23 protein-coding genes and 3 pseudogenes are annotated in these 21,154 nt (G+C 47.9%); 10 read left to right on the top strand and 16 right to left on the bottom strand.

Annotation, left to right across the window (positions count from 1 at the left end):
- Positions 1-30: 30 nt before the first annotated feature.
- The 9 genes from IPL71_RS20010 to IPL71_RS19970 all read right to left on the bottom strand — a co-directional run bounded on the left by IPL71_RS20010 (position 31) and on the right by IPL71_RS19970 (position 7,428).
- Positions 31-582 (bottom strand): protein-tyrosine phosphatase family protein, encoded by a 552-nt coding sequence (locus IPL71_RS20010; RefSeq protein WP_345324684.1) that lies wholly within the window; start codon positions 580-582, stop codon positions 31-33.
- Positions 579-1,043, bottom strand: coding sequence for a hypothetical protein (locus tag IPL71_RS20005; protein ID WP_345324682.1), 465 nt, complete (start codon positions 1,041-1,043; stop codon positions 579-581). The genes IPL71_RS20010 and IPL71_RS20005 overlap by 4 nt, the downstream gene beginning before the upstream one ends.
- Positions 1,044-1,070: 27 nt before the next feature.
- Complete coding sequence (locus IPL71_RS20000; RefSeq protein WP_345324680.1) at positions 1,071-1,718, bottom strand: hypothetical protein; 648 nt, start codon at positions 1,716-1,718, stop codon at positions 1,071-1,073.
- A 9-nt stretch (positions 1,719-1,727) separates the two neighbouring features.
- Entirely contained in the window at positions 1,728-2,735 is a 1,008-nt protein-coding gene (locus IPL71_RS19995; RefSeq protein WP_345324679.1) for a hypothetical protein, read from the bottom strand.
- Between the two features lie 141 nt (positions 2,736-2,876).
- Positions 2,877-3,143 carry a hypothetical protein gene (locus IPL71_RS19990; protein ID WP_345324678.1) on the bottom strand — a complete coding sequence of 89 codons (267 nt, stop codon included), beginning with the start codon at positions 3,141-3,143 and terminating at the stop codon, positions 2,877-2,879.
- A 223-nt stretch (positions 3,144-3,366) separates the two neighbouring features.
- Positions 3,367-4,746 carry a PqqD family peptide modification chaperone gene (locus IPL71_RS19985; RefSeq protein ID WP_345324676.1) on the bottom strand — a complete coding sequence of 460 codons (1,380 nt, stop codon included), beginning with the start codon at positions 4,744-4,746 and terminating at the stop codon, positions 3,367-3,369.
- 16 nt (positions 4,747-4,762) lie between these two features.
- Entirely contained in the window at positions 4,763-5,296 is a 534-nt protein-coding gene (locus IPL71_RS19980; protein WP_345324675.1) for an REP-associated tyrosine transposase, read from the bottom strand.
- 41 nt (positions 5,297-5,337) lie between these two features.
- A complete protein-coding gene (locus tag IPL71_RS19975) occupies positions 5,338-6,978 on the bottom strand; it encodes a hypothetical protein (protein ID WP_345324673.1) in 1,641 nt (546 codons plus the stop codon).
- 129 nt (positions 6,979-7,107) lie between these two features.
- Positions 7,108-7,428, bottom strand: coding sequence for a hypothetical protein (locus tag IPL71_RS19970; protein ID WP_345324672.1), 321 nt, complete (start codon positions 7,426-7,428; stop codon positions 7,108-7,110).
- A gap of 205 nt (positions 7,429-7,633) precedes the next feature.
- Here IPL71_RS19970 and IPL71_RS19965 point away from each other — a divergent pair.
- From IPL71_RS19965 to IPL71_RS19945, 5 genes and pseudogenes are all read left to right on the top strand, one after another.
- Positions 7,634-8,051: pseudogene (locus IPL71_RS19965) on the top strand (GxxExxY protein).
- A gap of 507 nt (positions 8,052-8,558) precedes the next feature.
- Positions 8,559-10,113: pseudogene (locus tag IPL71_RS19960) on the top strand (acyl-CoA mutase large subunit family protein).
- A gap of 188 nt (positions 10,114-10,301) precedes the next feature.
- Positions 10,302-11,591 (top strand): ATP-binding cassette domain-containing protein, encoded by a 1,290-nt coding sequence (locus IPL71_RS19955; protein ID WP_345324670.1) that lies wholly within the window; start codon positions 10,302-10,304, stop codon positions 11,589-11,591.
- A gap of 108 nt (positions 11,592-11,699) precedes the next feature.
- Positions 11,700-12,254 (top strand): DUF4435 domain-containing protein, encoded by a 555-nt coding sequence (locus IPL71_RS19950; RefSeq protein WP_345324668.1) that lies wholly within the window; start codon positions 11,700-11,702, stop codon positions 12,252-12,254.
- A gap of 30 nt (positions 12,255-12,284) precedes the next feature.
- Positions 12,285-12,620, top strand: coding sequence for a hypothetical protein (locus IPL71_RS19945; protein ID WP_345324666.1), 336 nt, complete (start codon positions 12,285-12,287; stop codon positions 12,618-12,620).
- A 296-nt stretch (positions 12,621-12,916) separates the two neighbouring features.
- Here the strand turns inward: IPL71_RS19945 and IPL71_RS19940 are convergent, their stop codons facing one another.
- The 3 genes from IPL71_RS19940 to IPL71_RS19935 form a co-directional block, all read right to left on the bottom strand.
- Positions 12,917-13,117, bottom strand: coding sequence for an amphi-Trp domain-containing protein (locus IPL71_RS19940; protein WP_514130823.1), 201 nt, complete (start codon positions 13,115-13,117; stop codon positions 12,917-12,919).
- 158 nt (positions 13,118-13,275) lie between these two features.
- Positions 13,276-13,446, bottom strand: coding sequence for a double zinc ribbon domain-containing protein (locus tag IPL71_RS26160; protein WP_514130827.1), 171 nt, complete (start codon positions 13,444-13,446; stop codon positions 13,276-13,278).
- Positions 13,447-13,679: 233 nt separating this feature from the next.
- Positions 13,680-14,174 (bottom strand): lamin tail domain-containing protein, encoded by a 495-nt coding sequence (locus tag IPL71_RS19935; protein WP_345324664.1) that lies wholly within the window; start codon positions 14,172-14,174, stop codon positions 13,680-13,682.
- A 248-nt stretch (positions 14,175-14,422) separates the two neighbouring features.
- Here IPL71_RS19935 and IPL71_RS19930 point away from each other — a divergent pair, with 248 nt between their 5' ends.
- The 5 genes from IPL71_RS19930 (at position 14,423) to IPL71_RS19910 (ending at position 16,608) form a co-directional block, all read left to right on the top strand.
- A complete protein-coding gene (locus IPL71_RS19930) occupies positions 14,423-14,686 on the top strand; it encodes an endonuclease domain-containing protein (RefSeq protein WP_345324662.1) in 264 nt (87 codons plus the stop codon).
- A 13-nt stretch (positions 14,687-14,699) separates the two neighbouring features.
- On the top strand, positions 14,700-15,065 hold the full coding sequence (locus tag IPL71_RS19925) for a hypothetical protein (protein WP_345324660.1): 366 nt from the start codon (positions 14,700-14,702) through the stop codon (positions 15,063-15,065).
- Positions 15,066-15,558: 493 nt separating this feature from the next.
- Complete coding sequence (locus IPL71_RS19920; protein WP_345324659.1) at positions 15,559-15,873, top strand: hypothetical protein; 315 nt, start codon at positions 15,559-15,561, stop codon at positions 15,871-15,873.
- Between the two features lie 20 nt (positions 15,874-15,893).
- On the top strand, positions 15,894-16,142 hold the full coding sequence (locus IPL71_RS19915; protein ID WP_345324658.1) for a hypothetical protein: 249 nt from the start codon (positions 15,894-15,896) through the stop codon (positions 16,140-16,142).
- Between the two features lie 91 nt (positions 16,143-16,233).
- Positions 16,234-16,608, top strand: a complete 375-nt coding sequence (locus IPL71_RS19910) for an HsmA family protein (protein ID WP_345324656.1) — start codon at positions 16,234-16,236, stop codon at positions 16,606-16,608.
- Between the two features lie 90 nt (positions 16,609-16,698).
- Here the strand turns inward: IPL71_RS19910 and IPL71_RS19905 are convergent.
- The 4 genes and pseudogenes from IPL71_RS19905 to IPL71_RS19890 form a co-directional block, all read right to left on the bottom strand.
- Positions 16,699-19,386: pseudogene (locus IPL71_RS19905) on the bottom strand (cation-translocating P-type ATPase).
- Positions 19,387-19,390: 4 nt separating this feature from the next.
- A complete protein-coding gene (locus IPL71_RS19900; RefSeq protein WP_345324655.1) occupies positions 19,391-19,639 on the bottom strand; it encodes a hypothetical protein in 249 nt (82 codons plus the stop codon).
- Between the two features lie 131 nt (positions 19,640-19,770).
- Positions 19,771-20,139: a Na-translocating system protein MpsC family protein gene (locus IPL71_RS19895; RefSeq protein ID WP_345324653.1), complete on the bottom strand. Its 369-nt coding sequence runs from the start codon at positions 20,137-20,139 to the stop codon at positions 19,771-19,773.
- 340 nt (positions 20,140-20,479) lie between these two features.
- A complete protein-coding gene (locus IPL71_RS19890) occupies positions 20,480-21,103 on the bottom strand; it encodes a class I SAM-dependent methyltransferase (RefSeq protein ID WP_345324652.1) in 624 nt (207 codons plus the stop codon).
- Between the last annotated feature and the right edge of the window lie 51 nt (positions 21,104-21,154).

The following is a 21,154-nucleotide window of genomic DNA, read 5'->3' as shown; positions in this document are numbered from 1 at the left end:
ATACACTAATTTTGTAAGGTTCCAGCGGATTTATCCCTCACAAAACTTTTTATTATTTTGAGGCTCTTCCCACCAGTTTAGAATAAATTGAATTTGTCCTTCGGTTTCAGGTGAACGTGAGAGATAAGGATTATCGGGTCTGGTTTTATATAATTTGTTGACCATTTCCAGCGCCTGCTCGTTTGTACTGCCATGCCGCACAAGGTAACAGCCGACCACAGTGCCTGTGCGCCCCACACCGCCCCAGCAGTGAATATAGATACAACCGCCATTATTGATGGTTTCATCTATTGTATTGAGAATGGAAGTCATCATTTCAGAGGATGGAGTGCCGTGGTCGCGAATGGCAAAGCGATGGTAGGAAGTTTCGATCTCATGGATTTTCGCCTGTTCCTTGAGGAGACCTTCGTAGGGAACAAGTTCGTGTGGCTGGGTGAGGTCAATAAAGGCGGTGACGCCCGCTTCAAGAAATGCGTCCATGCGGCGACGCATGCTTTCGGGATGATAACTGCCGGGGTATTCTCCTGCGAGAAAGCGGTTTTCTTCAACCCAATAAGATTCGATAATGGGAAGTTTTTTCATTTATTTACGATCGTTTCCCATTCATCTTTTAAGAAATTCCCCATGATTTTATCTGCTTCACCCTGAGCGGGGAGTACGTCGCCATCGGGTTCAAGATACATCCAGGTTTTGCCTGCGCCTGATGGGACTTCGTCATCCTGGGTTTCGTAGGCGACGGGGTTGGAAGCTGAGTAGGGCACTGGCAAATCCCAGCGGATGGTGAGGCGCAGGGAGCTTGCGGTTTCCTGTAATTCAAGCAGTTCATCAAGCAGGTCACTGTCAGATGCGCTGAGAGATATATTTTCGACAGCGAGGTGAGCCACTTTTTGCAGGATGTTTTGGGCTTCGTTTAAATTTTCTTTTGTAAGCGTGAAATGCACGGTCAGGAAGATATCCTGCGGGGCAATGGTTTTTATGGCTTTCCATGATTCAGGTTCGTTGGACTGCAGGATAAGCATGATGTGATCGAGACCGGTTTGCAATAGGGTCTCAAAATAATTCTCTATCGATCAATTTGATGCCGTCTGTGATAAGCCGCAGACTTGACCGTTCTTTTCGGCGTGGGCGATCAATTGCGGAAGGTCTTCGCGCAGGGTGGGTTCGCCGCCGGTGAAGATGATGTGCGGAATGCCGGCCTGCCAGGCTTTATCCATGATGGTTTGCCATTCTTCGGTGTTGAGTTCACGCTCCACTCTTTTGACAGGGGCGTGTTCGGCGCTGGTGTGTTCGGGCAGGCGGTAGGTGAGGGCGCAATCCAGCCGCAGCGTGGAATCTGCCGAATGAGGCTGGACCCGCTCAAAGTTAAGAAAAGATGCGGGGTCCAGATCGGGCGTGGAGATCAGGGTGTGGATCTGGTCGGTGAAGTTGGAAAAATCCGCCAGTGCGATTTTCTGATCCACGCGATAGCGTTTGGAAACCTGTGCCGCGGCTTCTTCGGGATTTGTGCCTTTGATGAAGTGAAAGGCATATTCGGCGGCGGTGGGGTTGAGCTGCAGAACAGTGGAGGCGTTGAGGATGAGCAGACCTGATCCATCGGCGCGGAGACGCAGATGCAGTCGATAGGGTTTTTCATCTTCCGTGGCTTGTATGTGATATGTGCCGGCGGGCAGTGGTTGAACTTTTGAAAAACGATCAGTGATGCGATTAAGGATGTTCATGTGATTCTCCTATCTTGTTATCAGACCGAGATCTACAAAGGTTAGGTATAGGTAGCCAATGAGCATGAGCATCCAGGCGAACATTTCGACCCGCGCCCAGACGCTTTCGAGTGAGAGTGAAAAATTATCCCGGATGGTTTGAACGATGCTTTCAAGGCTGTCAAGTTTGCTTTTTACGTTTTCCTTCCAGTCTTTTAAATAGAACTGGTCGTGAATGGCTTCATATAGATCGGCTGTGTACCAATCGCCGATCAGGAGCATATTTTGTTCGGCACGCTCGAAGCTGAGCATCATTTCGAGTTTATGTTCGGCGATCTGGCGAATCATGCCGCGTGTGGGCCGTGGACGTTTTTTGTTCTGGAAAAAAGTTTCGCTGATCCTATCGAGCATGTCTTCGATGGATTTATCGAGCATGCGGTAGCGGATGAGTTGATAGTTGCCGATCTTGAGCAGGGCGATATCTGATTGGTAATCGGCGTTGGGGGCGATGATGACCGCGCCTTCCCAATCGACAACGGTTACTTCCTTCGATGAGTAGTGCGTGCGCGACATGAGAATTTCTTCGATCTCTGCCGTATCCAGGGTGTCTTTTTGTGAGCGGATGAAGGTGGCGAGGGCAACCGCGTTTTTTTCGAGCCACTTATTGGGCGTGGGTTTTGCGTTTTGTACGAGCAGAATGCTGTACTCTTCATATAATCCGCTTTGACGGATGCTTTCAGGAATGTAGCGGGTTTGCAAGGCACTTTGTATTTTTGTGCGATCTTTCAAAACAGAGCTTGCAAACGGGTCAACCAGATCAAAATGACATTCGATCATTTGTACACGGTCATCGAACCGTTGACGGACAGCCGAGACAGCATAGCCCTCAATTATGATGGTTTCCTCGCCGAGTGTGACCAGGTCAATGTCGGTCGGTTGGAAGTAAGGCGCATCTTTAACCATCCCTTTGAATTGTTCGGGCGGTGCGGCGGTGCCGTCGTCTGAGTCGGGGAAGGCGAGCAGGTAGCAGATTTCCATGGGGGTGAGGAGGGAAGGATGAATTGCAGACGATTTGCGTGAAGAAGTGCAAAGTGAAAATATTAACCAGGGCGGATGAAGTGCGGCATTCCTAGTGGAATTTCTAGAGAGAGTTCCACGAAGCCGGCATAGGTACCCTCTTTATACCACGGAGATTGATAGATGAGTTTTTTGACTCCGTTCTTTTCGATGGTGTATACATTTTTGATTTGTGCGGCCAGCAGCCTTTCGGTCTTTTTCGCGTGCGGGGTCGGGATGACAATCGAGCATGTTCGAGCCGACTAATTTATATCCGCCGTCTTTTTCAAAAGTTTTGGCGGCTTTGTCGTTCATTTCAAGGATGATGCCTTCTGTGTCACAGACGGTGATGGCGGCGGGAAATTCTTTGATCCATTCGTGTTCGGGCATGGGGCTCCGGGGATGAATTATGAATTATAAAGGATGAAGGATGAAAAAAAGTCGAAAGTCGAAGGTCAGACGTCGAATGTCATGCTAATGTACTCAAAATGCCAAAACCTTTGCCACGAATTCGAAAATTGCCCGGATTTTTCTCGGACGCGAAATCAAACCCACTGGCGCTTAGTGTTGGGCTAGTTTGGGTCAATTCAAAGCAGTTTACTTAAATGTTCTCTTAGCCTAGTACTGGCAGGTTGACGCCGAATTCTTCGCGGTGGTTTTCGAATTGTAATGGGCATCCGCCGCCGCATTCGGCTACGAGTGAACAGGTTTCACATTTGAAGGGCAGGTTCTGTCTTTCACGCAGTTGCGTGGATAGTTTGTGATTCCAGATCGAGTCCCACGAGTCGGTGAGCATGTTGCCGAGCGGATGATAATACGATTGGCAGGGCAGCACATTTCCATTGGATTCAATGCACATGCTGTACAGCGCGGCGGTGCAGCCTTTTACGCCGAGGTTGTGGGCGGTGGGGTCAAACTGACAATATTGGGTGGGTGTGTACCAGATCAGCTTTTGTCCACGGGCGGCGGTTTTTTGGGTGGCAATGTCGAGGATGGGCTGCAATTCAATTTCGTGCAGGCCCGTTACAACGGTCAGGCCTTGACCCGAGAGGATGAGGGCGTTGAGCCCGATGGTGGGGACTCCGTTGTCGGCAAGAAAATCCAATGTGGCGGGAATGGTGTGGATGTTGGTGCGCAGCATGGTGGTGTTGGTCATCACATAAAGTTTTGTGGCGAGGACGTTGTTGAGGCCGGTGATGGTTTGTTTGAAGGCGCCTTTGGCCCGCATCATTTCATCGTGAATTTCAGGCACGCAGGATTCGACGGTGATCTGGACATGGTCGAGGCCGGCATCGACCAGCTGCTTGACGTAATCCATATCGATCAGGCGGCGCGCGTTCGTATTCAGCCCTGTGATCTGGCCATTCTTTTCTGCGTGTTGAATCAGCTCTGGTAGATCGTTTCTGAGCGTGGCTTCTCCGCCGGTGAAGACGATGTGCGGCACACCGAGGTCCCAGAGTTGATCGAGAATTTTTTTCCACTGGTTGGTGGTGAGCTCGGGGAAGTTTCTTTCGCGGGCGTTGTAGCAATGCGCACAGTCGTTGTTGCAGCGATAGGTGACGGCCAGGTCCATGCGGTAGGGCGCGGATGGACGGGCGCTGAAGGGCATGTTCATTTCGAGGTCGAGATCGTGAATGGCGCAGGCACCATCCGGGCGGATCATTTCTTCGAATTGAAAGAGGAAGCTTGAAAGATCATCTTTTAACTGTGCTTTGGGCGCGTTATATTTTTTGGAAAGGATTTGAATACTTTCCTCTTGAGTCTTTCTTTCAAGGATCATCCATGCCATCAATGCGGCGGTTGGATTTAAGTGCATGATGCTGTTGGCGTTGACGATCAATGTGCCGGTGCCGTCTTCATCCAATCTTAAGTGGATGCGTGATTTCTCGTGTTCGTTTTCGCGGACATAATGATAAAGACGCCCGGAGTCCAAAGTCCCCAGACTTTGAGCCAGACTTTGAGCCGGCTTTCCGAGAGATAGAAGATTTTGCATACTGTTTTTCAACGTATTAAAATTCAGGGACATCGTTTACCTCATCTAAATTTGTAAAGTTAAAATCCACTTGCCATTCCATAAGAAAATCTTTATAGCTGCTAAATAAATAATCTTCAGGGTTGTTTACCAACCCGTGTTTTACAGGGTTCCAAAACACATATCGCAGTCTGTTGTAGTATTCATATTCCGAGAGAAGACAGGTGTCCCAATAGTTCCACCAGACTTTTCGGCTGCTTTGTTTATCTTCCTGGTTCCAGAGACGCGCCGTATATTTATGATAACTGCCAATAAACTTTGAGAGCGTTTTTGCATTTTCCGGTGACTGAACAATTGCATGATAGTGTGTGCTTAAGACAACCCATGCAATGATTTTCCAGTTATATATCTCCGCCGATTTCAGAAACGCTTCGATCCATTGCTGCTTGCGGTCTGGTGCTTGCATGATGTATTGATGCTGATATGTGGAGGCAGTTAGCATGTAAAGCGTATTGGGCAAAAATAAATGCGGCGGGTTGTGAGGCGCTTTTGTAAAGATATTGTTTTCCATGCTGTTCTTGAACCCAACGTCTGGGGACGTTGGATTCCGGTCTATCTTCCGCCGCCGGCACAGGCACAGGCGCAGCCCGCACAGGCACAAGCGCAGGCACAGGAACGTCCGCCGCCGCTGCCGCGCCCGCCGCTTCGTCCGCTTGAGGTGGGTTTGGGGGGCGGGTTGGTTGCGCCGGTGACTCTTTCAGTGAAGGTGTTGACGTTGCCAACGACTTTTTGCGAGAAGGTCTGTACGCCGGTGACCATCTGTGCGGCGAAGTCGGCGCCGGGTAACGCGGAGCGGCCACTGCCCGAGGGCTGACTCGGCTTGGCGGTTGGGAGTCCGCTGGCAGTTTGGGTGGGACGCGGGGCGTAAGTCGGGTTGTAACGTCCCCACCAGAGCGGGGCAAATACGGGACCGATGCGGCGCGTGCGGTCATCGTAATCTTTGTCGAGCATGGTCCACTCGAGAGTTTCATCCAGTTTCTGGCTTTTGACTTCGGGAGTGTCGGCGGCTTCGATCTGTGCCCAGGCTTTTTCCATGATGGCTTTGTAATAGTCGAGGGTTTCCTTGCGGCTGAAGCCCTTCATTTTTTCGGAGACTTGCTTAACGAGCGCAACCATCATTTGCTGTAACATGCCCTGACGTGTTTTTTTGTCGGTTTCGTTGAAGGCTCTCAGAAAGCCCAATTCATATTCATGCAGACCATCGGGAATTGGAGATGCAGATTTGATCTCCAGCGGATCGCGGGTGACCACTTCGGCGGCGTTCTTCTTGAGCGTGCCAAAGAGGATCATGGTCATGACCTTATCAAGCGGTTGTTCCATTAAGATGGCGGTTTCGACGGCGGTTAATCCGCGCTTGATGCCGTGACCTTCGATGGCGACTCTGGGCGGCATGTATTGCATTTTGCGCCGCCGTCCTGCAATGGCAGTGATGGCGGGAATGACGATGAATATAAAAGCGAAGAAACCACCGCAGAGTAAAGTAAAGATCGTATCTTCACTGATCAAAGGCTTGGGAGGAACAACATAAATACTATCGGCGGGGACATAGCTGCGCGGAAAGGAGGAGCCGAATAAGTAGTAATCTGATGCGCTGGCGGCCGGGGCATACCAGGTGTAGGTGACGCGGTTCTCTGCATCGTAGACCGATTGCGGTTCGGATGGGAATCCGTTGGGCGCTGCATGCCAGCGGGGTTCTTCTTCTTTCATGTTCGGCGGCAGATGAAAGGTCATGGTGAAATCGGTGGTGCCTTCCACATATTGCGAGCCGAACCAGCTTGGTGCAAAGGTGGCGCTGGTGTAAGTTTCATCTTCGTCATCGGGGTAGAGCACATTTGTGATCGTGCCGACATAGACATGGACTGTGCCCGTGCCGCCTGCCGGGATGGTTTTATTTCCCATTACGATTGCAAAGCCGGAGCCGTTTCCCTGATAGTCACTGGTTGAAATTGAAACAGGCACGCCATCTACATCAGCTTTGATCGTATTTTCTTGAAAGTTATAGTTGGGCATGCCCACATCTACAAAGTCGATTGGATGCGAGTTTGCCTGATTGGTGAATGACCATGTGTAGTCGAGACTTTGTGTGCCATCTGAATTCCAGTAGACGTTGACAGTTTCCTTGTTCACACGAAACAGATAGGGCAGGTCTTGCGCAGAAACATTTACTGTGGTCCCCACCGTTAGCAAGATCACGAATGCGATCAGAAAATTTTTTCATACAACCTCCAATACTGAACGCGTTTACCACCGGGGTTCTTCAGTTAACTTGATAGGTGGTGCCGCAAAATGGACATTCCACGGTGGGCGCGCCTGCGATCATTTTTACATTGTCCGCTTTGAGACTGCCCCGCAGCTGCGGCATTTCATTTCTTCGATCTTTGTCTGGGATGGGAGATCGATCTTGTATGTGACGTTATCTCCGCTTCCTGCCCCGCCCCTGGCCTGATTCCGCACGATGAGCAGAATCCCGGCCCCGAGGAAAACCGCGCCGACCAACGCAAAGACAATGCCGAAACCAAGCCACGATGCTTTATCCGGTGAGGCGGTGGAACCGATAACGCTTAAGATGCCGTATCCAAAGAGACAAATGCCGATCAGAAGTAATATCCCCGCTCCGATATACAATAAGGTTTTATTGCCCATATTGATGAGACTCCTTTATGATATGAAGAAAGTTTAGCATTCTTGTCTCATTAAGACATGTGACTTTCGTCTATTAATCTTCCTGTATTTGTCCAATTCCGAAGGCGGAGTATTGGCTTTATACTTGATGCAAATTCAATTAACCACGAAGGATCAAGAGGATGGACGCGAAGCGGGTCGCTGATTTATTGATTTGGAGGAATTTGTGGATAAGAAGCCTATATACAGTTCAGGACTTTATAAACACTCAGAATTAACAGAACAGATCATTGGTGCTTTTTATGCAGTGTATTCTGCGTTGGGTTATGGCTTTCTTGAGAATGTTTACAAAAAAGGAATTCCCGATCAAGGTGTATTATGCAGGTGAACAGATTGGGGAGTATTATGCGGATTTGGTTGTCAATGATTTGGTGATCTTGGAAATAAAAGCTGTAAAGAGTTTGATTGACGAGCACGAAGCACAACTCTTGAACTATCTAAAAGCAACCTCTTACGAAGTCGGTTTGTTACTTAATTTTGGACCGAAACCCGAAACAAAAAGACGGTCTTTCGACAATGCGCGCAAAGAGTGGTTGGTTGCCCAGAACAAAACAAAAGACAATCAGGACGCAGATGAACGCTGATTGCGCTGATAAAAAGAAAAAAGCTTTTGGATACGATCTTTAAAAACCAGTGCAGCAAATGAGCTGGATCTGCCCGGAACAAAACAAAAGACAATCAGGACGCAGATGAACGCTGATTGCGCTGATAAAAAGAAAAAGCTTTTGGATACGATCTTTCAAACCAGTGCAGCAAATGAGCTGGCATCTGCCCGGAACAAAACAAAAGACAATCAGGACGCAGATGAACGCTGATTGCACTGAACAAAAAGAAAAATCTGCGTTTTCTGCGTTCATCAGCGTCCAATTTTTTTTCGCATAAGGTATTAAAGACGACAATCAACCATCAATATAAAAACAGATTGAGCATAACAAAACAAAAGATAATCGGGACGCAGATGAACGCTGATTTCCGCTGATTTAAAAAACAAGCGCGAAGTGGAATGCTGATCTTGTTGAACCAAAAAATAAAATCTGCGTTTTCTGCGTTCATCAGCGTCCAAAAATCTATGACTATAGAGGCACAAAACAATGACTCTCAATGATCAATACAACAAATGGAAAGAAAATGCGCTTAAGAAGTCTTTGGAGAAATTCAAGGAGCGCAAGGAACGTTTTGAATATTCGTCGGGACTTGAGGTGCCGCGACTGGCATTGCCTGGTTTCGATACGGGCGCTTCGGCTTCGGGTGCTTCGACTACGGGACAGGAGAGCGCTGTCCCTCCGCTACCCTACGGGCACGATGTCAGCATGCAAGATGCTTATCTTGATAAATTAGGTTTCCCCGGGGAGTATCCATATACGCGCGGGGTGCAGCCGACGATGTATCGTTCGCGTTTTTGGACGATGCGTCAGTATGCGGGGTTTTCGACGGCGGAGGAATCCAATAAGCGTTATCGCTATTTGTTAGCGCAAGGCCAAACGGGGCTGAGTGTCGCTTTCGACCTCCCAACTCAAATTGGGTATGATGCGGATGATCCGATCGCGCAGGGAGAGGTCGGGAAGGTGGGCGTGTCCATTTCTTCCATCCACGACATGATGCAGTTGTACGATCAAATTCCGCTTGATAAAGTTTCAACATCCATGACGATCAATGCGCCCGCAGGTGTTTTGCTGGCGATGTATATTGCGGTGGCGAAGCGTCAGGGTGCGGACATGCGCCAACTGCGCGGTACGATCCAGAACGATATTCTCAAAGAGTACGTGGCGCGCGGAACATATATTTTCCCGCCTGCGCCTTCGATGCGACTCATCACCGATATCTTTTCATTCTGTGCAAAAGAAGTTCCGTATTGGAACACGATCTCGATCTCGGGCTATCACATCCGCGAAGCAGGCTCGACCGCTGTGCAGGAAGTGGCCTTCACGCTGGCGGATGGTATCGCGTATGTAGAGGCGGCTCTCGCGGCGGGTTTGAACATGGACGATTTTGCGGGGCAGCTCTCGTTCTTCTTCAACGCGCACAACAACCTGCTTGGAAGAAGTGGCCAAGTTCCGCGCGGCGCGCCACAGCATGGACGAAGCCCTCTGGCTGCCGACCGAGAAATCGGTGCGTGTGGCGCTGCGTACCCAGCAGATCATCGCCTACGAATCAGGCGTGGCGGACTCAATTGATCCGCTGGCGGGTTCGTATCTGATCGAACATCTGACCGACGAGATCGAAAAAGGCGCGCTCGATTACATCGCCAAGATCGACGAGATGGGCGGCGCGCTGCAATCCATTGAGCGCGGATTTATGCAAAACGAAATTCAAAACGCCGCCTACGCCGCGCAGCAGGAGATCGAACGCAAAGAGCAGGTCGTGGTGGGCGTCAATCAATTCAACGTGGATGAAGTTCTTACATTGGAACGTTTGCAGGTTGACCCGTCGATTGAGTTGGGACAGCGTGAGAAGTTGAGGAAGTTACGAGAGACGAGAAATAAGGAACGAGTTGATGAGTTATTAGGGAAGTTGGTGGACGCGGCCAAAGGCACTGACAATTTGATGCCGTTGTTCATTGAATGTGTGGAGAATGACATCACGCTCGGTGAGATCTGCAATACGCTGAGAGGTGTGTGGGGTGAGTACGTGGCGCAGGGATTTTAACCCCCTCCCAGCCTCCCCCAAATGGGACATGTTACACATGGTTAACATGAGAAGTTTTCTGTCCCATTTGGGGGAGGTGCCCCGCGAAGCGAGGGCGGAAGGGTTTTAGGGGGGATTTACAAAACTGGTTTAGATTACAATTGTAAATAGCAATCAATATTCCTTCAGCTAAAACACTTGGAGACCAAATGAGCGGAATAATAACTAATTTTAAAATCGAAGCACTTCATAACTCCAAAAACATCAACGTCAAAATTAAAGATAATAAGTTGGTTATTGTTGGAGAAAACGGTACTGGGAAAAGTACTGTTGCCAATTTTATTTACTTCTTTATTACTCGCCAGTGGCACCGAATGACAGGTTTTGATTTCAAAAAAATTATTGTAACGTTGGATGGCGAGGAAATAGTTGTTGAACGAGAGGATATTGCTAGAATAGACCCTACAGTGTTTCGAAGATTTTCTCCTCGAATGCGAAGAGATATTGATATTTTATTGAAGGATGTTTCGGTTGATGAGCTAATAAATAATAAAGAAAAAGCCATATTGACTGCGAGAGAGATGGGAATTCCTTACTCGCTATTAATGGAGTCTATTCAATATTCAGATTCTCAGTCGGAAAAGATTCACAAGATAGATGAAATAATAGCAAAAGCTTTTGAAGCTCAAATTTTATACCTTCCAACGTATAGAAGAATTGAACAAGATTTGCAGTCTATTTTCCCGGAAATAGGTACAGAGATGACTGAAAGAATTAAGGATCGGTTATCACGTCGAATAAAACGCACAGGTTATACAGAGCTTGTTGAGTTTGGCATGGCTGATGTCGAAAAGTCTATTCAAGATCGTATGGTACAAGTAAAAGATAATGTCCGTAATGGGTTTAGTGCATTAGCAGGTAGTTATCTAAACGATGTTATAGAAGGTGCTTTTAAGTCAACCGATTTGCTTTCCTCTCTTAAGCAGATTGAAGAAACAGTTTTAGATAGTTCAGCCCCACCTGACGAGCGTCCTACTATTGACGCTATTTTGCGGCGTATACCCAAGGATATTCTTACAGAGAATGTAAAGAAAAAGCTGCGTGCTATTATTGCTAAAATAAAAAAGAGTGGGGAAATTACAGATGACGACAAAGTGGCGGTGCATTTTTCTACACTTCTTATCAATTTATACCAGGCGCAACACAGTGTCGAAAAAGATATCAGAGATTTTGTTGAGCTATGCAATCAATATTTATCTGTATCTAACAAAACGATGATTTATGATGATCTTGAATATCGAATACAAATACAACAAAGTTCATCAAAGAATCTAGTGCAAGAAATAGAAATGAAAATGCTTTCGTCAGGAGAAAAGCAAATAGTATCGCTTTTCTCTCACATATATTTCTCTGGGCAAAATGGTTTTTTGTTGTTATGGATGAACCAGAATTGTCATTGTCGGTTCCTTGGCAACGTCGATTTTTGCCTGACATATTGAACTCAGGTAAGTGTACAGGTTTGATTGCAGTGACGCATTCGCCTTTTATATTTGAAAACGAACTTGACAGGTATACACATTCGCTCGAAGAGTTTGTGGAGAATCGCAATGTCATTCGTCGATGAATTAAGATACTCAAGAGAAAGTGCGGCGACTGCGTTTCAAGAATTCATTAAAAACTTTCCTGACTATCCTGAAGACGTCCATGCGTTTTTTGAAGGGCATGATGATTTCTCTTTTTACAAAGGTTTTATAGCACAGTATATTAAAGAGGGTAAACATCTTAAAGCATACAAGTGTGGAAATAAAGAAGAAGTATATAAGACTTACGAAAAGGTAGTGGAATCTGGAAGAGACAATATAATAGTTATATTCTTTGTTGACAAAGATTTTTCAAATTATTTAGGAGAAACATTTCCTGCATCTCCTAAAATCCATGTAACAGACTATTATTCAATAGAGAATTACATTGTGTCTAATGAGATGCTTTTGCGCGTTTGGGAGGAGATATTCAATTTTACAAATGTAACATTCCCTTATGCGAAAGTTGAAAAGCAATTCCAGCAAGAGTTGGTGAGATTTTACGATTGGTCTCTTTTTTTGTCGTCTTGGATTATTTACGTTAAAACGGAATGGGGGAAGACCCGTTTTGCAAAATATTAACATGTCAAAATAGGTTCTACTAACAATCAGATGTGTTTTGAAGGGGTTGAAAAAGACAAATTACAGGCATATATAGAAAAGGTGTGCTCAGCTTCTACACCGAGTAGCTTCAAGAAAGATATAAAGGCTTTATATAAGGAGATTTCGTCAAGCGAACCTAAACAATATACTCGTGGTAAATTTGAGTTATGGTTTTTTGTAAAATTTATCAATCAGCTTTATGAAGTTATTCGTAAGCAACTCTCTAAAGGTGAAAGCTTAAAAATGAGAACACAAATTGGCGAAGAAAATGCGATTGAAATTTTGGGACCGAGAACAAAAATGCCAGAATCGTTAAGGGTTTTTCTAAAAGAAAATATAAATTAATTTAGCACTTAGATCTATATGATTTCTTTGTGTGTTTAGTAAAAATAAATTAGGCGTTATGTATGTTGAGGAATGTGGAGATAGGACAAGCAGCAGGAATGGCCGGAGAGGCCCCCTCCGCCCTAGCGGGAACCTCCCCCAAATGGGACAGAAAAGCTTTTTATATTAACCATATATAGCTTGTCCCATTTGGGGGGACGGGTGGGGGCTGAGTTTTGCACCAGACTCAATTAACTTATTTTCCTATATAACTTACTTTTTTACCTTCTTTTTCAAGCGGCCACGTAAGCTGGAACTCAATTTCTTCCGAGGAGGCGCTCATGTTCAATGTTGATGATCGCAGCAGCGGGGATGGAAATCCGCTCGCCTGCCACTTGGATCTGAAACTTCTGTCCCTGCTCGATACAGTCCGCTAGACGCCGCAGTTTTTTGACAAACTGTTTTACGGGGTAGTTCTTCTCAATGTCACGTTTGCGTTTTTTCTTTTGTGCTGCCATTTGTAAACTCCTTTATTTCTAACCGCAGAGTCGCAGAGAGCGCCGAGAAAACCTCTCTTAAATCTCCCTGGCACCGCCCGCCAGGGCAGGTGTGTGAACTCTGCGTCTTATTACCCTGCGGGCTGCGGTGGGTATTCCTTGTCCATTATTGACGTTAATTAATTTCCATATCCACATTGAGTGCAGAGCGATTCATTGAGGGGCAATTTCGAACCGCAACTGTCACACTTCAGAATCCGCTCGATGGTTGTTCCGCAGCTATGACAAAACTTTGCGCCCTGAACAGTCTGCGTGGAACACCTGCGGCAAACGATATTCGATAAAAACACCACAGGGTTTGAAGTCACCTGCGGGCGATAGGCAGGTGGCTGGGGATACGACCTGATTGGATATTGACGGCGCTTGTCATCATCGTCGTCATCGTGGTCGTCATCTTTATGGTCTTTGTCATGAAAGACCCCGCCGCTTTTTTGATATTTGCGCTTGCCAATTTCAAACAACTCTTCTAGAAAGTCCAATTTGAGTGATCTCCTGTTCTAAATGCTTTTGTCCACGCGCTGTTTTATTTCCGCGTTACCTTTTTGGAGCGGGACATCGAATCGTTGACAATTTCAAATCCGCCATCACCCGCGATCAAAATTTTTCGACGGTTGGCACTGCTTCCCATCACACGCTCGTACGGATAGGAAAGCCGGTCAACTTCCACACCGTTTGCGTCAAACAAAATTGCAGTATCGCTGTGGTTATTCCAAACCTGACCGATGGTCCACAATAATTTTTTCAAAGCGCCCTGTTCTGCCTGTGCTGCTTTCGGCTCCAACTGTCCGCTCTGAATTTTTACGATCATCTCAGGCTCCAATATCAGATCGTCTGCAAATGGATAAAACGCCTGTCCACGCAGGCTGGCGAGTACCCAGCCAGACATTGGCTGAGTCACCGTTCCGCGGTTAACGATGGCAACGTATTCATGCAAGCCGTCATTCTTAACTTCCTTGATCTTTATTTTTGCCCCTTTCAACTGTCCCATACGGACAACCTGTGAAGTTCGTTCTGGCATTTTTTCTCCTTTAAAAATAAAAAAAGACCACCGCCAGGAAGGCGATGGTCTTGCGTTTTCTTTCAAACAGCCGGGAAATCTCTTTCCGTCTTGACGGCTGTTCTTCCCGAAAAATTCGGGCGCTACTCCCCATCGGAGTAAAGACATTCTAAAGCATAAATTGCGTCATTCGATTAGAGTAGGTTAAGAATTTGTGGCCCCCTCCGCCCTGCGGGCACTTCCCCCAAATGGGACAGAATAGTTCGCAATTGAACTGCAAAGAACTCACTCCCGCAGAGAAAAAGCTCTGGTCATATTTACGCGGCGATCAACTAAACGGCATAAATTTTCGCAGACAGCACGCCATCGGCAATTATATTGTTGACTTCGTCTCCATCAAAAAGAAACTCATCATCGAACTGGATGGCAGTCACCACCTTGAACCACAGCAACAGCAATACGATGCAGAACGCACCCGCTATCTGGAATCTGTCGGCTATAGAGTAGTCCGCTTTTGGAATGGAACGGCTTAAAGAGGTAAAGAAGATGAAGAAAAAAAATGTTTTTATTATATTTGCACTACTACTTGTTACGCTGACAGCTTGTACCACCGGCTCGAAGGATTCGAGTGCGGAACTTGGTAAATCTGATACTCAGATAGAGTTTACTCTCCCGGGTCCCAACCCTGAGCTTAATAAGCCGGCGGAAGGCCGGGTTGTCTCCGGTCTTCTTACCGGACTCTGGCATGGGATCATTTCCCCTGTGACTCTGTTCATCTCGTTTTTTAGTCCCGAAATACAGATGTACGATGTCTTCAATACCGGGCCGCTTTACAATCTTGGTTTCCTGCTTGGAGTGGCGGTCGTGTTTGTCATCCTGGGTTTTTCAGGCGGTAGAAGAGGGAAGCATTAGAAGAGCTATAAAAAACGCAGGTGATAAGCGTGCGGTTTTTGTTTTAAAGTCTGTCCTGCTTTTGGAATTGGCAGGTGGAATTTTGAAAGAGTCATGGCTTTCTCACGTAGATTGACGAGCATTAACTTTTATGACGTGCTTGGAAAAGCGCCGAATTTCCAAAAATTATTCGTATATTTGCCTTTTCGGAAATCGTTAAAGGTTTTCTGACCTTGGAATAGCCATGGAAGGAGTCTTAGGCGAGCTTCGCTTTGCGGGAAGTGGGTCCAGGTAAAATTCGCCCCAAATCTGTAAAAGCTGCATTCGCGTTTTTCCCTATAGTCCTCCTTTATCGGTCCTATAACCGATCCTATCGCATCCTAGGCCATCCTATATCAAGCGGGAGAGGAGGCTTTAGGATAAAATACTTGTCGTCGGGCTGGTAAATGACAGCCTGTTAACTATAAAATCAGCACGATCAAGGCAAGCGCGGGCCAAGGGGTTTTGGAATGGTATGAATTCAAAGAAAAGACTTTTTATACTTTTAAGCTATATTATTTTTGGCTCACTGGCCGGTTTTCTGTTGAGTAATTTCTGGTTCATGGGCGGAAACAGCTTTTGGAAGCCCGTGGATTATTTTCCCCAACCTGTGGAACAGGTGCTTGGCATGCAGCCGTATGGCAATGAGTTCTGGGTCATGGCCGCGGATAAGAACACGTATCATATCCTCTACCCATGCCTGGGGACTGATCCCTGCTGGGAACAGGTGGATGAGGTTCCCGCCGTCGCCCAAGCGACACCACTACGGCAGGTGAGGGTCAATGTCTGAACGATTACTTTGTCTACCCGTTGTTTCGCAAGATCAAGACCTGTCTCACGTCCACTGTGTTCGCTGAAAATACACCGGGCAGCACATCCAAGTCTGCGGGCACTCCCTGGGTGGTCTCACTCGCGCTGACAGATGCTGATCAACTATGGGTCTGGCAAAAGCCCTGGGATTTCTCGTCCCGAATATTGGCCTTCAAATTTTTTTTCACTTTCCTCGGGCTGTTGATCGGCCTAATCGCAGATACCCGCTTCGCCGGAAAAATTGAGTGATCGTATTTTCCAAAAGCAGGCTGACTGTCTGTTTTGATCTGCATCATATTCAAGATGGAAATGTTCTGAAACCTTTTGGAGGGAACCCCTAATGAATTCCACTGCTGTGATCGTTATCAATTTAGCCCTGATCTTCTATTCAATTGGCGTGTGGAGCGAACGAATTCAAGGCAGGCTTAAAGCCTGGCACACCGTCTTCTTTTGGTTTGGATTGATCTGCGACACCTGGGGCACCGGCCTCATGTTCGATTTCGTAGGCGGTATGAGCTACGATGTTCATGGATTTTCAGGCGTGCTCGCCATTGTGCTGATGTTTGTCCACGCGATCTGGGCGACCTTTGTGCTTGTGCGAAAAAACGAAAAGATGATCGCCAACTTTCACAGGTTCAGCATTGCTGTCTGGTTCATCTGGCTCATCCCCTACCTCAGCCCAATGATATTCAGAATGTTGGAAGCAGCGAAGTAATACTGTCTAACGTTCATCTGCGTTCAGCTTTTCTATAAAAAAACACACCTCGAAATTATTTTTTCGAGGTGTGTTTTTATTTCATCGTGTTTAGTCCACTACTCCAAACCAGCCCCTTCGTTCAAACCACTTTGCAATTTCCAATACCGGCACGATCGTCACAGATAAAACAATGACGATCAACCAATCCATCAGCGGTAAAGCGTAGGTGCTGAAGGCTTCGTGTAAGAACGGAACGTAAATAATTAACACCAGCAGCACCATTTCCCAACCCACCGCCAGATTCAACCATCTGTTCTCGAACGGCTTGTTCAACACCGAATGACGGTCTGAACGGAAGTTATAAGCCTTGAAGAATTGGATCAGCACCAGCGACACAAAGGTCATCGTCATCGCTTCTTCCTGTCCGCGGCCTGAGTTTAGCGCCCAGGTAAACAGCCCCAGATTGATCATCGTTGACCACAGTCCGCCCAAGACCATCAAGGTCACCACGGGGCGTGTGAAAATCCCCGTGCGCGGATCGCGTGGCTTGCGCTTCATCAAATCTTTTTCAGGCGGGTCTACCGAAAGCGCCAGAGCGGGCAACCCATCCGTAGCCAGGTTGACGTACAAAATTTGAACCGCAGTCAAAGGCAGGGGCAGTCCCATCAACGCCGACCCGGCCATCAACCCGATCTCCCCGATGTTCGAAGAGATCAGATACATCAAATATTTTTTGATGTTGCCAAATACACCGCGTCCCTCTTCCACTGCGGCCACGATCGAAGCGAAGTTATCATCGGTCAACGTCATGGCGGCGGCTTCCTTCGTCACATCCGTGCCGGTGATTCCCATCGCAATGCCGATATCCGCTTTCTTGAGCGCCGGCGCATCGTTCACGCCGTCACCCGTCATCGCCACAATATGTCCACGCTCCTGCCAGGCAGTCACAACCCGCAATTTATGCGCTGGCGACACCCGCGCGTATACACTGATATTCTCCACCTCGCGCTGGAACTGCTCATCAGACATATCCTCCAGTTCCGCGCCAGTCACCACACGTCCGCCGTTATACAGCAGTCCCAACTCACGCGCTACAGCCTGCGCCGTTACAGGATGGTCACCAGTGATCATCACCGGGCGGATTCCCGCGTCTGTGCATAACGCAATCGCAGCCTTTGCTTCAAGCCGCGGCGGATCGATCATGCCTGCCAACCCTAAAAAGGTCATGCTGGTTTCCGAATGTTCAAGCGAGGTATTTGTCTTTGTGGAGATCGCCAAAACACGCAGCGCCTCGCCAGCCATTACCTCGGCCTGTTCCAGGATATGTGTTTTCCCTTCGGCATCCAGCGGACCAACTCCGTTGTCGGTCAACACAAAATCACAACTGTCAATGATCACTTCCGGCGCGCCTTTGGCATAGGCCGTCAATCCATCGTTGACAGTGTGCAGCGTGGTCATGCGTTTTGTCTCAGATGTGAATGGGATTTCATGTACCCGTGGAAAATCGGCGTCAAGCGCTTCCTTTTGCAGCCCGGCTTTTGCCGCAGCCACGATCAAAGCTCCTTCGGTCGGATCGCCTTTAATATCCCAAAAATTTCCCGAATCATTTTCCCCATTAATAAGATGAGTATCAGACGCGAGAGTGGCGGCGGTCAACATCAGATTAAGCGCCTCAGTCGGGGGGACAGCTGTTCCGCCATCGACGGAGAAGACTCCCTCCGGGGCATATCCCGCTCCCGAAACCTTGAACATCTGTCCGCCCGAAAAGATCCGGCGCACGGTCATCTCATCTTTGGTCAATGTGCCGGTTTTGTCCGAGCAAATGACAGAGGTGCTGCCAAGCGTCTCAACAGCGGGCAGTCGTCGGATAAGAGCGTTGCGCTTCACCATCTTCTGCACACCGATCGCCAGTGAAATCGTCACCACAGCGGGCAAGGCTTCCGGCACAACTGCCACCGCCAGCGCAATGCCAAAGATCAGCATTTCAATGAACGGCTGCCCGCGGAATAATCCCACCGCAACGATGATCGCCACGACCACCAAAGCCGCACGCGCCAACACCGAGCCCACTTTGTCCAAATTTTGTTGCAGCGGAGTTTTACCGGTTTCAACAGTTTGCAGCAATTGCGCGATCTTGCCGAACTCGGTCTGCATGGCGGTCGCAGCCACCAAAGCCAGTCCGCGCCCGTATGTGACCGCTGTTCCGGCATAGACCATATTCTTGCGGTCGCCTACGGATAGGTCTTCATCTCCCAGCGCGCGGACATGCTTTTCCACAGGCACCGACTCACCTGTGAGCGCCGCTTCCTCCACCTGCAAGTTGATCGACTCCAGCAGGCGCGCATCCGCCGGAACACGGTCACCCGTATGCAGAATGATCACATCGCCCGGTACCAGTTCCTTCGCCGGGATCTTTATCTCCAGACCGTTGCGCAAAACAGTAGCTGTGGGAGCCGCCATCTGGCGCAGCGCTTCAATCGCACGCTCGGCGCGGTATTCCTGCACAAATCCCAATCACACCGCAAACAACACGATGACAGCAATGACAATGGATTCCACGCCATGCCCAAGGAAAAGCGAGATCGCTGTTGCACCAAGCAGGATCAGGATAAGTACATTCTTGAACTGTTCCAGTAAAATTTCCCACGGCGAAACACGGTGTGCGGCTACCAATTCGTTCAGGCCGTATTCCTGCAGCCGCGTCTCCGCTTCGGCAGCGCTCAACCCAATCGGTTGGCTGTTAAGTTGTGTAAAAGCTTCATCAATGGTTTGGGTGTGCCAGAGTTTCGTTTGCATAAGATTATTTTTTTGCTCCTTTATCAATTGGGGTTTCCATATCTTCACGCCGTGGCAGGCGGGATTTGAAAATGAAAATATCCAGCAAATAGATCACGCCTGCCATAATAGGCAGAAAGATCAATGCAAGGATGTCCTGGCCGAATATCAAAATTTCCTCGAACCAGATGGCAACTGCCGTACCGCCTGCGCCGGTGATGGCAACGGGCTTCCAGAACCTTCGAAGAACAGGGTGTGTCGAGTGAGTGGACATGGGAATCTCCTTTTCGTAGATTAAAAATACCGGCACTCCTCCCATGCTGCGGGAGAAATGCCGGCCTACTTTGCGACTCGCCTGCCTTGTGAAAAAGCCTGCGCTTCGCCTTGTCTTCCGGATTAAATTGTTTACCGGTAAAGTGATTCCAGATTCTTGTCGGTGGTTATAACAATAATACGCTCGCCTGTCTTGGAACTTAGATCTGTGTGCAGACTGATCAACTTGCAGCCGATGACCTGTACGATCATTTCCTCGAATATAGGAATGGACGATTCAAACAGATGGCGGCGCGTTTCTTTAAGCAAGGCCTGTCCTTCGCGGGTTTCAGCCAGTTTACGATCGCCTGCCGTGAGTACACCGCGCAAACGGATCAACACCATATCGTTGACAAAGAAGGTCCGGGCATCGAGCGGCCCATGCCCGAGATATTCCTTCTCGAACTTGACAACCGCCTGGGTGATCTCTGCCTCCGCTTCGCCGCGTGTTTTCGTTTTCATGGAATGGTCAACGATTTCCAACTTTGGCGAAGGTCCTGGAAATATGTTGTTGGATCAACGCCAAAAGATACGCCGAAACCAGCAGAAGATCGAGCAAAAAGAACACAAACTGGGTTTTCACAATGCCTCCATTTAGAAAATAAAAAAAGACCAGCGCTATAGAAAGCGATGGTCTTGCGTTTTCAATCAGGCAGCCGGGAAATTTCTTTCCGTCATGACGACTGCTCGTCCCAAAAAAGTTGGGCGGCTACTCCCCATCGGAGTAATTACAGTGTACAGTATAAGCGGGTGTGAGTCAATTACAATGCTGTAAGATTTTTGATCTCCATCGATGGGGAGTTTACTTCTCGAAAAGAAACGACACAATGCGCGGCGGTTTGTTCTCATCATCCGCATGCCAGTATTCATTTAACTTCAGCAGTTTTAATCCACTGTTTGATGCGGCATTGGTGAAATCTGAGATGTGATGCACAAAGGCATCCACTTCGATAATTTCCTCGCCCCGTTCAAATTTGGCTTTGGTTCCCTTGTATTGCTTAAACGGATGCAGTTCATTGATCAGAAAGATGCCTTTTACTTTGAGTACACGCGCCGCCTCAGAGAAAATGTGGGGGAGTTGTTGAATATGCTCAAGCACCAGATTACAGGAAATAAGATCATAAGATTGATCGTCACAAGGCCAGCGCTGAGTCAGGTCTGCAACGGAGAACTTGACGTTATCAGTCTGCACTTTTTCTTTGGCCTTCTCGATCATGCCTGATGAAAAATCCAGCGCATGGACTTGCCCGCTGATCTGCGCAAGGAAGACCGTATTCTTGCCGGTGCCGCATCCCAGCTCCAGGGTAGAGTCCACTTGCAGGTTGGCGAGCAGGCTGCGGGTTATATCCTGATCGAGATCACGGGTCAGATTTGTATTCGAGTCGTAGATTCCAGACCATTCGTTGTATGCGTTTTGAATATCCATGTTAATGTTTCCTCTACCTGTTTTTAATCAGAGATAAACGGATATATTAAA

This window comes from Candidatus Villigracilis proximus (assembly GCF_016717045.1).
Lineage (GTDB): Bacteria > Chloroflexota > Anaerolineae > Anaerolineales > Villigracilaceae > Villigracilis > Villigracilis proximus.
Note: the sequence above shows the minus strand (reverse complement) of the source record. Positions and strands in the feature narration are given on the sequence as shown.

Coding starts and splice junctions, on each gene's coding strand:
- IPL71_RS20010 (WP_345324684.1), bottom strand. CDS start 582: ATGAAAAAACTTCCCATTATCGAATCTTATTGGGTTGAAGAAAACCGC.
- IPL71_RS20000 (WP_345324680.1), bottom strand. CDS start 1,718: ATGAACATCCTTAATCGCATCACTGATCGTTTTTCAAAAGTTCAACCA.
- IPL71_RS19995 (WP_345324679.1), bottom strand. CDS start 2,735: ATGGAAATCTGCTACCTGCTCGCCTTCCCCGACTCAGACGACGGCACC.
- IPL71_RS19990 (WP_345324678.1), bottom strand. CDS start 3,143: ATGCCCGAACACGAATGGATCAAAGAATTTCCCGCCGCCATCACCGTC.
- IPL71_RS19985 (WP_345324676.1), bottom strand. CDS start 4,746: ATGCAAAATCTTCTATCTCTCGGAAAGCCGGCTCAAAGTCTGGCTCAA.
- IPL71_RS19980 (WP_345324675.1), bottom strand. CDS start 5,296: ATGGAAAACAATATCTTTACAAAAGCGCCTCACAACCCGCCGCATTTA.
- IPL71_RS19970 (WP_345324672.1), bottom strand. CDS start 7,428: ATGGGCAATAAAACCTTATTGTATATCGGAGCGGGGATATTACTTCTG.
- IPL71_RS19955 (WP_345324670.1), top strand. CDS start 10,302: ATGAGCGGAATAATAACTAATTTTAAAATCGAAGCACTTCATAACTCC.
- IPL71_RS19950 (WP_345324668.1), top strand. CDS start 11,700: ATGTCATTCGTCGATGAATTAAGATACTCAAGAGAAAGTGCGGCGACT.
- IPL71_RS19945 (WP_345324666.1), top strand. CDS start 12,285: ATGTGTTTTGAAGGGGTTGAAAAAGACAAATTACAGGCATATATAGAA.
- IPL71_RS19940 (WP_514130823.1), bottom strand. CDS start 13,117: ATGGCAGCACAAAAGAAAAAACGCAAACGTGACATTGAGAAGAACTAC.
- IPL71_RS19935 (WP_345324664.1), bottom strand. CDS start 14,174: ATGCCAGAACGAACTTCACAGGTTGTCCGTATGGGACAGTTGAAAGGG.
- IPL71_RS19925 (WP_345324660.1), top strand. CDS start 14,700: ATGAAGAAAAAAAATGTTTTTATTATATTTGCACTACTACTTGTTACG.
- IPL71_RS19920 (WP_345324659.1), top strand. CDS start 15,559: ATGAATTCAAAGAAAAGACTTTTTATACTTTTAAGCTATATTATTTTT.
- IPL71_RS19910 (WP_345324656.1), top strand. CDS start 16,234: ATGAATTCCACTGCTGTGATCGTTATCAATTTAGCCCTGATCTTCTAT.
- IPL71_RS19900 (WP_345324655.1), bottom strand. CDS start 19,639: ATGTCCACTCACTCGACACACCCTGTTCTTCGAAGGTTCTGGAAGCCC.
- IPL71_RS19895 (WP_345324653.1), bottom strand. CDS start 20,139: ATGAAAACGAAAACACGCGGCGAAGCGGAGGCAGAGATCACCCAGGCG.
- IPL71_RS19890 (WP_345324652.1), bottom strand. CDS start 21,103: ATGGATATTCAAAACGCATACAACGAATGGTCTGGAATCTACGACTCG.